1 protein-coding gene and 1 pseudogene are annotated in these 15,792 nt (G+C 73.2%); both read left to right on the top strand.

Features of this window, described 5'->3' with window-relative positions; genetic code table 11:
• Positions 1 to 87 precede the first annotated feature (87 nt).
• Positions 88 to 10,974, top strand: a pseudogene (locus ACWDY5_RS13890) (type I polyketide synthase); the annotation flags it as partial.
• Between the two features lie 38 nt (positions 10,975 to 11,012).
• Positions 11,013 to 15,785, top strand: a complete 4,773-nt coding sequence (locus ACWDY5_RS13885) for a type I polyketide synthase (RefSeq protein ID WP_449722575.1) — start codon at positions 11,013 to 11,015, stop codon at positions 15,783 to 15,785.
• Positions 15,786 to 15,792 lie beyond the last annotated feature (7 nt).

The following is a 15,792-nucleotide window of genomic DNA, read 5'->3' as shown; positions in this document are numbered from 1 at the left end:
TTCGACGTGCTGGACCGCGAGCTCGGTCTGCTGTAGCGCAACAACAACCCGTATCGGCTTTGGGGGCTGAGGGCAGTGTCGAACGAAAACGAGCAGAAGCTCCTGGACTACCTCCGGCGGGCCACCGTCGACCTGCGCGACGCGCGGCGACGGGTGGCCGAGCTGGAGTCCCAGGACCAGGAGCCGATCGCGATCATCGGCATGGCCTGCCGGTTCCCCGGCGGGGTCAGCAGCCCTGAACAGCTGTGGGACCTGGTCGCGGCGGGCGGGGACGGCATCACGCCGTTCCCCGTCAACCGAGGCTGGGACCTGGACTCCCTGTACGACCCCGATCCGGACCGCTCCGGCACCGCCTACGTGCGCGAAAGCGGCTTCTTGCACGACGCCGACGAGTTCGACCCGGACTTCTTCGGTATCTCCCCGCGCGAGGCCCTGGCCATGGACCCCCAGCAGCGGCTGCTGCTGGAGACCTCCTGGGAGGCCTTCGAGCGGGCCGGGATCGACCCGAGCTCCTTGCGCGGCAGCAAGACCGGCGTGTACGCGGGCCTGATGTACCACGACTACGCGCCGCGCATGCACGAGGTGCCGCCGGGCGTGGAGGGCTACCTGGCCACCGGCAGCTCCGGCAGCGTGGTCTCCGGCCGGGTGTCCTACACCCTTGGCCTGGAAGGGCCTTCGGTCACCATCGACACCGCGTGTTCCTCCTCGCTGGTCGCGTTGCACCTCGCGGTCCGCTCGCTGCGCAAGGGCGAGACCTCTCTCGCGCTGGCCGGTGGCGTCGCGGTGATGGCCACCCCCGCGGCCTTCGTCGAGTTCTCCCGCCAGCGCGGCCTCGCCCCGGACGGCCGCTGCAAGTCCTTCGCCGCGGCCGCCGACGGCACCTCCTGGGCCGAGGGCGCGGGCATGATCCTGCTGGAGAAGCTCTCCGACGCGCAGCGCAACGGCCACCCGATCCTCGCCGTGGTGCGCGGCACCGCGGTCAACCAGGACGGCGCCAGCAGCGGACTGACCGCCCCCAACGGTCCCTCCCAGCAGCGGGTGATCCGCCAGGCCCTCGCCGACGCCGGGCTCACCGCCGCCGAGGTGGACGCGGTGGAGGCGCACGGCACCGGCACCAAGCTCGGCGATCCCATTGAGGCACAGGCACTCCTGGCCACCTACGGGCGCGAGCACACCGACGAGCAGCCACTGTGGCTCGGCTCGCTGAAGTCCAACATTGGGCACACCCAGGCCGCCGCGGGCGCGGGCGGCATCATCAAGATGGTCATGGCCATGCGGCACGGCGTGCTGCCCAAGACCCTGCACGTGGACGAGCCCTCGCCGCAGATCGACTGGTCCGCCGGCGCGGTGTCCCTGCTCACCGAGGCCCAGCCCTGGCCGGAGACCGGGCGTCCGCGCCGGTCCGCGGTGTCCAGCTTCGGCGTCTCCGGCACCAACGCGCACGCCGTGATCGAGGCCGCCCCCGAGCCGGAACCTGTTGCGCAGAGCGAACCTCAGGTGCTGCCCTGGCTGCTCTCCGCCCGCACCCCCGAGGCGCTGCGCGAGACCGCCGTCCGACTGAAGTCCACTGTGGACAGTGAGCCTGAGCTGTCCGTGCTGGACACCGCCTACTCGCTGGCCACCGGTCGCAGCGCCTTCGAGCACCGCGCCGTGGTCATCGCCGCCGACCGGGACGGCTTCAGCTCCGCGCTGGACGCCCTTGCCGCCGACGGCACCGCTGGAACCCTGGTGCGCGGCACCGCCCGCGCCAGCGACAAGGTCGCTTTCGTCTTTCCCGGTCAGGGTTCGCAGTGGGCCGGGATGGCCCTGGAACTGCTGGACTCCTCGCCGGTGTTCGCCGCCCGGATGACCGAGTGCGCCGAAGCGCTGGCCGAGTTCACCGACTGGGACCTCCTCGAAGTCTTACGCGGCAACGGTACCGGCTTCGACCGGGTGGACGTGGTGCAGCCCGCGCTGTGGGCCATGATGGTCTCGCTGTCCGCGGTCTGGGCCTCCTTCGGCGTCAACCCCTCCGCGGTGGTCGGCCACTCCCAGGGCGAGATCGCGGCCGCCGCGGTCTCCGGCGCGCTGTCCCTGCGTGACGCGGCCTGCGTGGTGGCGTTGCGCAGCAAGGCGATCCGCGCGCTGGCCGGCAAGGGCGGCATGATGTCGGTGCCGTTGCCCCGCACCGAGGTCGAGACTCGCATCGCCCGCTGGGACGGCCGGATCTCGGTCGCCGCGGTCAACGGCCCCGCCACCGTGGTGGTCGCCGGTGAGCCCGAGGCCCTCGATGAGCTGTTCGCCGAGTGTGAGGCCGCTGACATCCGGGCCCGCAAGATCCCGGTGGACTACGCCTCGCACTCCGCCTACGTCGAGGAGATCCGCGAGGAGATCCTGCGCGTGCTGGCCCCGATCCAGCCGCGCTCGGCGGAGATCCCGTTCCACTCCACGGTCACCGGCCAGCTGATCGACACCGCCATCGTGGACGCCGAGTACTGGTACACCAACCTGCGCCAGACCGTGCGGTTCGAGGACACCGTGCGCGGCCTGGTCGAACAGGGTTACCGGTTCTTCATCGAGATGAGCCCGCACCCGGTGCTCACCGTCGGCGTGCAGCACACCGTGGACGCCGCGGGCGGCGAGGCCGTGGTGGTCGGCTCGCTGCGCCGCGAGGAAGGTGGCCTCACCCGCTGCCTCACCTCGCTGGCCGAGGCCTACGTGGGCGGCCTGGGGCTGGACTGGCAGGTCGTCTTCGCCGGCTCGGGCGCCCGCCGCCGCGAACTGCCCACCTATCCCTTCCAGCGCAGGCGGTTCTGGCTCGAACCGCTGGCCCCGGCAGCAGCCACTGATCCCGCCGACGCCGGGTTCTGGGACGCGGTGGACCGCGCCGACCTGGACGAGGTGACCGCCACGCTGGCCGTGGACGGCGACACCCCGCTGCACGAGGTCCTGCCCGCCATGTCCACCTGGCGCCGCCAGCGCAAGGAGCTGGCCGCCGTGGACGGCTGGCGCTACCGGGTCACCTGGACCCCGCTCAACACCCCTAACGCCCCTACCCTCAACGGAAACTGGCTGATCGCGGGACCCGCGCCCGCCGGACTCGCCGACACGCTCACTGCACACGGCGCACAGGTCACCGAGATCGCCGTCCACGGCGACCGCGCGGAGATCGCGGAAACCCTGCGCGCGGCGGGCATCGCCGAGGCCGCCGGACTGATCTCGGTGCTGGCCCTGGACGAGACCCCGCACCCCGATCACCCCGAACTGGCCGCCGGACTGGCCCAGACCCTGCTGCTCACCCAGGCCCTCGGCGACACCGGGGCCCCGGCTCCGCTGTGGTGCCTGACCAGGGGCGCGGTCGGCATCGGCGGCTCGGACGTGCTGACCAGCCCGGAGCAGGCCCAGGTCTGGGGCTTCGGCCGCGTGGTGGCACTGGAGCACCCCGGCCGCTGGGGTGGTCTGGTCGACCTGCCCGAGGTGCTGGACGAGCGGACCGGAGTCCAGCTCGTGGCGGCACTGTCCGGGACCGAAGACCAGGTCGCGGTCCGCCCGGCCGGGCTGTTCGGCCGCCGCCTCACCCCTGCCCCGCTCACCGGCAAGGCCGCCCGCACCTGGCAGCCCGGCGACACCGCGCTGGTCACCGGCGCGGCCGGACCGCTCGGCGCGGAAGCCGCCCGCTGGCTGGCCACCCAGGGCGTCAGCACCCTCGTGCTCCCCGGCGCCGCACCGGAACTCGTCGAGGAACTGGCCGAGCTGGGCGTCACCGCGCACACCAACCTGGCCCAGGCCGCCGGGGTCAGCACCGTGCTGCACGCGCCGCCGGTGGTCGATCCGTCCGAAGTGGACGGTGTTGACCTCGCTGAGTTCGCCGCCGTGGTGGCGGTCAAGACCGCCGACGTGCTCGCGGTTGAGGCGCTGCCGATCGAACCGGAGCACGTGGTCTTCTTCTCCTCGGTCGCCGCGGTCTGGGGCGGTGGCAACCAGGCCGCCTACGCCGCCGGGTCCGCTTACCTGGACGCGCTCGCCGAGTACCGCCGCGGCAACGGCCTGCCCGCCAACGTGATCGCCTGGAGCCCGTGGGACGGCGGCGCCACCGTCGAGGCCATGGGCGAGCAGCTGCGCCGACGCGGTGTCCGCGCGCTGGCCCCGGCCGCCGCGCTGACCGCGCTGCGCCAGGTGCTCGACCACAACGAGGCCGCGGTGACCATCGCGGACATCGACTGGTCCCGCTTCCACCCCGGCTTCACCGCCGCCCGGCCCAGCCCGCTGCTCTCCGCCCTGCCCCAGGTCGCCGAGCTGGAGGTCGAGCCGGAGCAGACCGGATCCCCGCTGGCCCAACGGCTTTCCGGCCTGTCCGAGACCGACCAGGCCCAGGTGGTGCTGGACCTGGTGCGCGCCCAGCTGGCCGCGGTGCTGGAACACCCCTCGCCGGAGTCGGTCGACGTCAACCGCGCCTTCCGCGAGCTGGGCTTCGACTCGCTGACCGCGGTCGACCTGCGCAACCGGCTCAACACCGCGACCGGCCTGAAACTCCCGGCCACGCTGGTCTTCGACTACCCGACCGCCACCGTGCTCGCCGACTTCCTGCGCGGCGAGATCCTCGGCGTCAGCGCGGCGGCCGAGGCCTCCACGGTCGCGGTGCTGGACGACGACCCGATCGCCATCGTCGGCATGGCCTGCCGCTTCCCCGGCGGCGTGGACTCCCCGGAAGCCCTGTGGCGCCTGGTCGCCGAGGGCGTGGACGCGATCTCCGACTTCCCGGTCAACCGCGGCTGGGACCTGGACGCGCTCTACGACCCGAACCCGGAGAGCAGCGGCCGCTCCTACACCCGCGAGGGCGGCTTCCTGCACCAGGCCGACGAGTTCGACCCGGCCTTCTTCGGCATCTCCCCGCGCGAGGCCACCGCGATGGACCCGCAGCACCGGTTGCTGCTGGAAACCTCCTGGGAAGCCTTCGAGCGCGCGGGCATCGACCCGGACTCCTTGCGCGGCAAGGCGGTCGGCGTGTTCGCCGGCACCAACGGCCAGCACTACGCGCCGCTGCTGCTGGACGGCCCGGACAACTTCGACGGCTACCTGGCCATCGGCAACGGGGCCAGCATCCTCTCCGGCCGCATCTCCTACACCCTCGGCCTCGAAGGCCCCGCGCTCACCGTGGACACCGCCTGCTCGGCCTCCCTGGTCGCCCTGCACCTGGGCGCGCAGGCGCTGCGCAACGGCGAGTGCTCCCTCGCGCTGGCGGGCGGAGTCACGATCATGTCGACCCCGGACATGTTCTTCGAGTTCAGCAGGCAGCGTGGACTGGCACGGGACGGCCGGTCCAAGGCCTTCGCCGCCGCGGCGGACGGCTTTGCCCTCGCCGAGGGCGCGGGCATGCTGGTGCTCGAACGACTCTCCGACGCCCGCCGCAACGGACACCCGGTGCTGGCCCTGGTTCGCGGCAGCGCGGTGAACCAGGACGGCGCCTCCAACGGCCTCACTGCGCCGAACGGCCCAGCGCAGCAGCGGGTCATCCGGCAGGCGCTCGCCAGCGCCGGGCTGTCCGCCCACCAGGTCGAGGCGGTGGAGGCGCACGGCACCGGCACCACCCTCGGCGACCCGATCGAGGCCCAGGCCCTGCTGGCCACCTACGGCCAGGACCGGGAAACCCCGCTGTGGCTGGGCTCCCTGAAGTCCAACATCGGGCACACCCAGGCGGCCGCCGGTATCGCGGGCGTGATGAAGATGGTGCTGGCCATGCGGCACGGCCTGCTGCCCAAGACGCTGCACGTGGACGCGCCCTCGCCGCAGATCGACTGGTCGGCGGGCGCGGTCTCGCTGCTCACCGAGGCCCAGGAATGGCCGAGCACCGGCGAACCGCGCCGGGCCGGGATCTCCAGCTTCGGCATGAGCGGCACCAACGCGCACGCCATCCTGGAGGAAGCCCCCGCCGACGAGCCGGTCACCCCGTCCACAGTGGACGGACCGCAGCCGTGGCTGCTGGCCGCCCGCACGCCGGAAGCCCTGCGCGGGCAGGCCGAGCGCCTGCTCGACTTCCTGGACAACCACCCCGACTCGGCCCCGGTCGACGTGGCCCGGTCACTGGCCGAACAGCGCGGGCGCTTCGAGCACCGCGCCGTGCTGGTGGCCACCGAGCGCGCCGACTTCCGCGCCGGGCTCGCCGCCCTGGCCCAGGACGAGCCCTCCGGCGCCCTGGTCCAGGGCCTGGCGGGCGCGCCGGGCAAGGTCGCGTTCGTCTTCCCCGGCCAGGGCTCGCAGTGGCTGGGCATGGCCCTGGCGCTGGCCGAGGCCGAGCCGGTGTTCGCCGAGCGGCTGGCCGACTGCGCCGGTGCGCTGGCCGAGTTCACCGACTGGGACCTCTTCGAGGTGTTGCGCGGCAACGGTCCCGGCTTCGACCGGGTCGACGTGGTGCAGCCCGCGCTGTGGGCGGTGATGGTGTCGCTGGCGGCGCTGTGGCGTTCCTATGGCGTTGAGCCTGCCGGAGTGGTCGGCCACTCACAGGGGGAGATCGCCGCGGCTGCCGTCTCTGGCGCGCTGTCGTTGCGGGATGCGGCCAAGGTCGTTGCCCTGCGCAGCAAGGCGATCCGGGCGCTGGCCGGCAAGGGCGGCATGATGTCCGTGCCGCTCCCGCTGGCCGAGGTCGAGGACCGGCTGGCCCGCTGGGACGGCCGCATCTCGGTGGCCGCCATCAACGGCCCCACCGCGATCGTGGTCGCCGGTGACCCCGAGGCTCTGGACGAGCTGTTCGCCGAGTGCGAGGCCGCTGACATCCGGGCCCGCAAGATCCCGGTGGACTACGCCTCGCACTCCGCGCACGTCGAGCAGATCCGCGCAGAGCTGCTGACCGTCCTCAGCGGACTGTCGCCGCAGACCTCGGCGATCCCCTTCCACTCCACGGTGACCGGCGAGCTGATCGACACCACCGAGCTGGACGCCGAGTACTGGTACACCAACCTGCGCCAGACCGTCCGGTTCGAGGAGGTCGTGCGCGGCCTCGCCGACCAGGGCTTCACCGCCTTCGTCGAGGCCAGCCCGCACCCGGTGCTGACCTTCGGGCTCAACGAGATCCTCGGCGACCGGGGCGTGGCCACCGGTTCGCTGCGCCGCGAGGACGGTGGCCAGGACCGGTTCCTGCTGTCCCTGGCCGAGCTCCAGGTCCGCGGCCACCGGGTCGACCTCACGCCGAGGGTCGGCGGCGGCCGCCTGCTCACCCTGCCCACCTATGCCTTCCAGCGGCAGCGGTACTGGCCGCGCCCCGGTTCCGGCCGGGCCGGCGACGCCAGCGCCATCGGCCTGCACACCGCCGAGCACCCGCTGCTCGGCGCGGCCGTGGCGCTCGCCGACAGCGACGGCTACCTGTTCACCGGCAGGCTCTCGTTGCAAACCCACCCCTGGCTGGCCGACCACGCCGTCTCCGGCACGGTCCTGTTGCCCGGCACCGCGTTCGTCGAGCTCGCCTGCCACGCCGGGGACGCGGTCGGCTGCCACCGCCTGGACGAGCTGACCCTGGAAGCCCCGCTGCTGCTGCCCGCCAGCGGTGGCGTGGCCGTGCAGCTGGTGCTCAGCGCACCCGATGCCAACGGCGCGCGGACCCTGACCCTGCACTCCCGCCCGGAGTCCGCCGACCCGGATCAGCCGTGGACCCGGCACGCCAGCGGCCTGCTCTCCAGCACGGCCGGTGCGACCGAGGAGCTCACCGCCTGGCCGCCCGCCGGCGCCACCCCGGTTCCGGTGGAGGACATCTACGGCCGGTTCGCCGACCGCGGCTACGAGTACGGCCCCGCCTTCCAGGGCCTGCGCGCGGCCTGGCGCACTGCCGAGGAGGTCTACGCCGAGGTCGAGCTGCCGCAGGCCGAGGACGCGGGCCGCTACGGCCTGCACCCGGCGCTGCTGGACGCGGCCGTGCAGGCCATCGGCCTCGGCGACTTCTTCGCCGACCCGGAGACCCCGCGCCTGCCCTTCGCCTGGAACGGTTTCACCCTGCACGCCGAGGGCGCCACCGCACTCCGGGTCCGGCTGCGCGCGGCCGGGGAGGACGCGATCGCGATCACCGTCGCCGACCCAACCGGCGCTCCGGTCGCGGCCGTGGAGTCCTTGCAGCTCCGGCAGGTCAGCGCCGACGCGCTGGCGGCCAGGGACAGCAACCTGGACAAGCTGTTCCGCCTCGACTGGACTGTCCTCAGTGGACTCCCCACGCCGTCGGCGCCGATGCCGGTCGCGGTGCTGGGCCGGGACGACCTCAAGGTGGGCGCCGCGCTGGCCAGCAGCGGCAGCGCGGTCACCAACCACACCGACCTGGCCGAACTGGCGGCGAACCCGCCCGAGCTGACCCTGGTCGCCTTCCCCGCACTCAGCGGGCCGCGCACCGAGACCACCCACGCGGCCACCCTCCGCGCGCTGGAACTCGTGCAAGGCTGGCTGGCCCAGGAGCACGAGGCCCGGCTGGTCGTGGTGACCAGGGGTGCGGTGTCCACCCGGCACGGCGAGGACGTCACCGACCTCGCGGGCGCCGCGGTGTGGGGACTGCTCCGTTCGGCCCAGTCGGAGAACCCGGACCGGTTCCAGCTGCTCGACCTGGACGAGGCCGACGACTCCTACGCCGCCCTGCCCGCCGCCCTGCACTCCGGCGAACCCCAGCTCGCCCTGCGCGCCGGGCAGATCCACGCCTTCCGGCTCGCGCGGGCAGCCAGCACCGAGGCACTGGTGGCACCGTCCGATGTGGACGCCTGGCGGCTGGACGTGGCCGGTGAGGGCACGCTGGAGAACCTGGCCCTGCTGCCCTGCCCCGAGGTCCTCGAACCCCTCGCCGAGGGCCAGGTCCGGATCGCGATCCGCGCCGCGGGCCTGAACTTCCGCGATGTGCTGATCGGGCTTGGCATGTACCCGGACAAGGCGCTGATGGGCACCGAGGGCGCCGGTGTGATCACCGAGGTCGGACCGGGCGTCACCGGCTTCCGGCCCGGCGACCGGGTGATGGGCCTGCTGGCCGGGGCTTTTGGCCCCTACGTGGTCGCCGATCAGCGCCTGGTCACCCGGATCCCGGCGGACTGGAGCTTCGAGACCGCAGCCTCGGTGCCGGTGGTCTTCCTCACCGCCTACTACGCCCTGCACGACCTGGCCGGGCTGGGCGCGGGGGAGAAGGTACTGGTGCACGCCGCCGCCGGAGGCGTCGGCATGGCCGCGGTGCAGCTGGCCAAGCACTGGGGCGCCGAGGTGTTCGGCACCGCCAGCACCGGCAAGTGGGACACCCTGCGCGCCCTCGGCCTGGCCGAGGACCACATCGCCAGCTCCCGCACCCTGGACTTCGAGCGGGAGTTCGGCGCGGTCACCGGCGGTAGGGGTGTCGACGTGGTGCTGGACTCGCTGGCCCGCGAGTTCGTGGACGCCTCGCTGCGGCTGCTGCCCGGCGGCGGCCGGTTCGTGGAGATGGGCAAGACCGACATCCGGGACGCCGACCAGGTCGCCGCCGAGCACCCCGGCGTGGCCTACCGCGCCTTCGACCTCACCGACGCCGGCGAGGACCGGATCGCGGAGATCTTCGCCGCGCTGCTGCCCCTGTTCGAGCAGGGGGTGCTGCGGCCGCTGCCGGTGCGCACCTGGGACCTGCGCCGGGCCAAGGATGCCTACCGCTTCCTCAGCCAGGCCAAGCACGTCGGCAAGCTGGTGCTCACCATCCCGCGCGGCCTGCGCACCGACGGCACCGTGCTGATCACCGGCGGTACCGGCACCCTGGGCGCGCTGCTGGCCCGGCACCTGGTCACCCGGCACGGGGTGCGGCACCTGCTGCTCACCAGCCGTCGCGGCCTGAACACGCCCGGTGCCACCGAACTGGCCGCGGAACTGTCGGAACTGGGTGCCGTCGTTCGCATCGAAAACTGTGATGCCGCGGACCGGAACGCGTTGAGCGCCTTGCTCTCCAGCATCCCGGCCGAGCACCCGCTCACCGGTGTGATCCACGCCGCAGGGGTGCTTGACGACGGCGTGCTCTCCGCGCTCACCCCGCAGCGTCTGGCGAAGGTGCTGCGGCCCAAGGTGGACGCCGCGGTCAACCTGCACGAGCTCACCGGCGAGCTGGACGCCTTCGTGCTGTTCTCCTCCGCCTCGGCCACCTTCGGCGGCGCTGGCCAGGCGAACTACGCCGCGGCCAACGCCTTCCTGGACGGCTTGGCCGCGCACCGGCGCGCGCAAGGGGTACCCGGACAGGCACTGGCCTGGGGTTTGTGGGCGCAGGCCAGCGGCATGACCGGCCACCTGGACGAGGCCGAACTGGGGCGGATGGCCCGTTCGGGCATGACCCCCCTGTCTTCAGAACAGGGGTTGGCGCTGCTCGACGCCGGACTTAGCTTTGACGAGGCGGTGCTGGTGCCGATGGGCCTGGACACCGCGGTCCTGCGACAGGCGGGATCCGTGCCTTCCCCGCTCACGGGGCTGGTGCGGAACCCGGCGCGCCGGACCGCGGAGGCCGGATCGGCAGGCGCCGGAGTGTCTGCCCTGGTGCAGCGGCTGACCGGACTCCCCGCGGCGGAGCGGGACCGGGCGCTGCTGGACCTGGTGCGGGGCAACGTCGCCACCGTACTCGGACACGCCGGACCGGACGCGGTGAGCGCGGACCGAGCGTTCAAGGAGCTCGGGTTCGACTCGCTCACCGCGGTCGAGCTGCGGAACCGGTTGAACGCGGCCACAGGGCTGCGCCTGCCGGCCACGCTGGTCTTCGACTACCCGACCCCGCTCGCGCTCGCGGAGTTGCTGCGAGCCGAACTCCTGCCCGACGAGCCGGCCGCGGCACCGCTGCTGGCCGAGCTCGACCGGCTGGAGGCGGGGCTGGCCGGGGTGGCGCCCGCGGAGATCTCCGCGATCGCCCAACGGCTGACGGCGTTGGCGGCCATGTGGAGCGCGGCGGCCGAGCCGGGTGACGACGATGTGGACGTTATCGAGTCCGCGTCCGATGACGACCTGTTCGACTTCATTGACAAGGAGTTCGGGCAGTCCGTTTAGGACGGAGACTCGCGGAGGGTCTGACGAACTGGGGATGCTTGATGTCGAACGAAGAGAAGCTCCGCGAGTACCTCAAGCGGGTCACCACCGACCTGCACCGGACCACCAAGCGGCTGCGTGAGGTCGAGGAGGCCGGGCACGAGCCCGTGGCCATCATCGGCATGAGCTGCCGCCTGCCTGGCGGGGTCGACAGTCCGGAATCCCTGTGGAACCTCGTTTCCGGCGGCGGTGACGCGGTCGGCGGCTTTCCAGCCGACCGCGGCTGGGATGTCGGGGGCCGGTACCACCCGGACCCCGACAACCCCGGCACCTACTACGCCCGCGAGGCCGGGTTCGTCTACGACGCGGGCAAGTTCGACGCCGGGTTCTTCGGCATCTCGCCGCGCGAGGCGCTGGCCATGGACCCGCAGCAGCGGCTGATCCTGGAAGCCTCCTGGGAAGCCTTCGAGCGGGCCGGGATCGACCCGGTCTCCTTGCGCGGCAGCCGGACCGGGGTATTCAGCGGAGCGTGGTTCTCCGGCTACACCCCGGGACTGGACCAGTCCCCGCAGCACCTGGAGGGCCACCTGCTCTCCGGTGCGGCCACCAGCTTCATCTCCGGCCGGGTGTCCTACACCCTCGGCTTGGAAGGGCCTTCGGTCACCATCGACACGGCCTGCTCCTCCTCGCTGGTGGCCCTGCACCTGGCGGTGAAGGCGCTGCGCAACAACGAGTGCGGGCTCGCGCTCACCGGCGGCGTCACCGTGATGTCCAGCCTCAACTCACTCGTCGAGTTCTCCCGCCAGGGCGGCCTGGCCGCCGACGGCCGCTGCAAGCCCTTCTCCGCCGCGGCCGACGGGTTCGGCTTCGCCGAGGGCGTGGGCATGCTGGTGCTGGAGAAGCTCTCCGACGCCCAGCGCAACGGCCACCAGATCCTCGCGGTGATCCGCGGCACCGCGATCAACCAGGACGGCGCGTCGAACGGGCTGACCGCGCCGAACGGCCCGTCCCAGCGCCGGGTCATCGCCGACGCGCTCGGCGACGCCCGCCTCACCCCGGCCCAGGTGGACGTGGTGGAGGCGCACGGCACCGGCACCTCGCTCGGCGACCCGATCGAGGCCCAGGCCCTGCTCGCCACCTACGGTCAGGACCGGGACCGCCCGCTGTGGCTGGGTTCGGTGAAGTCCAACATCGGGCACACCCAGGCCGCGGCCGGGGTCGCCGGTGTGATCAAGATGGTCATGGCGATGCGGCACGGGGTGCTGCCCAAGACCCTGCACGTGGACGAGCCCTCGCCGCACGTGGACTGGTCGGCGGGCGCGGTGTCGCTGCTCACCGAACAGCTGGCGTGGCCGGAGACCGGGCAGCCGCGCCGGGCCGGGATCTCCAGCTTCGGCATGAGCGGCACCAACGCGCACACCATCCTGGAACAGGCCCCCGCCGCCGACATCGTTGAGCCCGAGCGGGTTCCGGTCGCGGTGCCGCCGATCCTGCTCTCCGCCCGGGGTGCCGAAGCCCTGCGCGGCCAGGCCGAACGACTGCTGTCCTTTGTGGACAACAACCCCGAGCTTCCGCTGACCGACCTCGGCTTCTCGCTGGCCACCACCCGCACCCGGTTCGAGCACCGCGCGCTGCTGGCCGCCATCGACCGGGACGCGCTGCGCGCCGGTCTGGGCGCACTCGCCGCGAACCGGCCGGACCCCGCGCTGGTGCAGGGTGTCTCCGGGGTGGACGGCCGAGTGGTCTTCGTCTTCCCCGGCCAGGGCTCGCAGTGGCGCGGCATGGCCGTGGAGCTGCTGGAGACCTCGCCGGTTTTCGCCGCGCGCATCACCGAATGTGCCGAGGCGCTCGCCGAGTTCACCGGCTGGGCTCTCCTCGATGTCCTGCGCAGCGGTGACTTCGACCGGGTCGACGTGGTGCAGCCCGCGCTGTGGGCGGTGATGGTGTCGCTGGCGGCGCTGTGGCGTTCCTATGGCGTTGAGCCTGCCGGAGTGGTCGGCCACTCACAGGGTGAGATCGCCGCCGCCGCGGTGTCGGGCGCGCTGTCGCTGCGGGATGCGGCCAAGGTGGTTGCCCTGCGCAGCAAGGCGATCCGGGCTCTCGCGGGCAAGGGCGGCATGATGTCGGTCTCGCTGTCCGGTGAGGAGGCCGCCGCGCGGCTGGCCCGCTGGGAGGGCCGGATCTCGGTCGCCGCGCACAACGGCCCCGCCTCGGTGGTCGTCGCCGGTGACCCGGACGCGCTGGACGAACTGTTCGCCGAGTGCGAGGCCGCGGAGATCCGGGTGCGCAAGATCCCGGTGGACTACGCCTCGCACTCCGCGCACGTGGAGAGCATCCGCACCGAACTGCTGACCGTCCTCAGTGGACTGGAGCCGAAGACATCGGCGATCCCGTTCTACTCCACCGTCACCGCCGGGCTGATCGACACCGCGCGGCTGGACGCCGAGTACTGGTACACCAACCTGCGCCAGACCGTCCGCTTCGCCGAGACCACCCGGCTGCTGGCCGAGGACGGCTTCCGCTTCTTCGTCGAGGCCAGCCCGCACCCGGTGCTCACCTTCGGCGTCCAGGAGACCCTGGACGAGGTGGGGGCGGTCGCGGTCGGCTCGCTGCGCCGCGAGGACGGCGGCCTGGACCGCTTCCTGCTCTCCCTCGGCGAGGCCGAGACCCGCGGCCTGCCCGTCGACCTGCGTCCGGCCTTCCCCGGCGCGCGGCGGATCGACCTGCCCACCTACGCCTTCCAGGGCCGCTGGTACTGGCTCGAACCCGAGCAGGTCGCCACCGCCGCCGACCCGGCCGACGCCGAGTTCTGGTCCGCCGTGGAGAACGAGGACCTGGACCGGCTGGCCAGCACCCTGGGCACCGGCGTCGAACCGCTCAGTGGCGTGCTGCCCGCGCTGTCCGCCTGGCGCAAGGGCCGCCGTGAGCAGTCCACTGTGGACGGCTGGCGGTACCGGGTCACCTGGCGTCAGCTCACCGAACCCGCCGCCGCCGAACTCTCCGGCACCTGGCTGCTCGTCGTTCCCGCGGCCAACCACCCCCTGACCACCGCGGTTTTGGCCGCACTGCGCGCCCGCGGCGCCGACGTCGCCGAGCTGGTGCTCGACCGCGTTGACCGCGCCGGGCTCGCCCAGCAGCTCGCCACGCTTCCCGTGGCGCCCAGCGGAGTGCTGTCCCTGCTGGGCCTGGACACCTCGGCCCACCCCGAGGTGTCCAGGGGGCTGCGCCTGACCGTCACCCTCACCCAGGCCCTCGGCGACGCCGGCATCGACGCTCCACTGTGGACCGTCACCAGTGGCGCGGTCGGCACCGGACCGGCCGACCCGGTGCGCGCGCCGGTGGCCGCCCAGGTCTGGGGCTTCGGCCGGGTCGCCGCGCTCGAACACGCCCGCCGCTGGGGCGGCCTGGTTGACCTGCCCGGCAACCCCGGTGAGACCGACCTCAACCGCCTGGTCTCGCTGCTGGCGAACGCAGGGGAGGAGGACCAGCTCGCGGTGCGGGCCAACGGAGTCCTCGCCCGCCGCCTGGTGCACGCCCCACGCGGAGCCACCAAGCGGGACTGGCGGCCCACCGGCACCGTGCTGGTCACCGGCGGCACCGGCGCGATCGGCGCGCAGGTGGCCCGCTGGCTGGCCCGCAACGGAGCCGACCACCTGGTGCTCACCAGCCGCCGCGGCCTGGCCGCGCCCGGCGCGAGCGAGCTGGCCGCCGAGCTCGGCGAACTGGGCGCCAAGGCCACCGTCGAGGCCTGCGACATCAGCGACCGGGAGGCCGTGCGCGACCTGCTGGCCCGGCACCCGGTCACCGCGATCATGCACGTGGCCGGGGTGCCGCAGGCCACCGCGCTCACCGAGGTGACCCAGCAGGAGCTGGCCGAGGTCACCGCCGTCAAGATCGCGGGCGCGGCGCACCTGGCCGAGTTCGCCGGTGACCTGGACGCCTTCGTGCTGTTCTCCTCCAACTCCGGCGTGTGGGGCAGCGCGGGCCACACCGGCTACGCCGCCGGCAACGCCTACCTGGACGCGCTCGCCCAGCACCGCCGCGCCACCGGGCAGCCCGCACTCGCGGTCGCCTGGGGCGCCTGGGCCGAGGGCGGCATGGCCGAAGGTGACGCGGGGGAGCAGCTGCGCCGCCGCGGCATCCTGGAGATGCGCCCCGACCTGGCCATCGCCGCGCTGCAGCGGGCCATGGACGAGGACGAGACCGCGATCGCCATCGCGGACATGGACTGGACCAAGTTCACCCCGGCCTTCACCTCGGTCCGGCCCAGCCCGCTGCTGAGCGAGCTGCCCGAGGTCCGCGAGCTGCTCGCCGAGCCAGAGCCGGAAGCCGATTCCGGGCTGGCCCAACGACTTGCCGCGGCCTCCCCGCTGGAGCAGCGGCGCGCGCTGGTCGACCTGGTGCGGACCCAGGTCGCCGGGGTGCTCGGCCACGACTCCACCGACGCGGTGGACGCCGGGCGGGCCTTCCGCGAGCTGGGCTTCGACTCGCTCACCGCGGTCGAGCTGCGCAACCGGATCACCGCGGCCACCGGCCTGAAGCTGCCGGCCACGATGGCCTTCGACCACCCCACGCCGAGCGCGCTGGCCGAGTTCCTGCGCGGCCGGCTGTTCCCGGCTGTCGACGGCGTTGACGAGTCCGAACAGCGGATCCGGGCCGCACTGGCCACCCTGCCGCTGACCCGCCTCCGGGAGGCCGGGCTGCTCGACACGCTGCTGCGCCTGGCCGACGGTGGCGAACCAGTTGAGTCCACTGTGGACGACGGCGAGGACCTCGACGAGATGGACGCCGACGACCTGGTGCGCCTGGCCCTCCAGGGCTCCGACTCCTGACCTGACT

This window comes from Crossiella sp. NPDC003009, assembly GCF_053591555.1.
The sequence above is the reverse complement of the archived record's forward strand: the minus strand, read 5'-3'. Positions and strand labels throughout refer to the sequence as shown.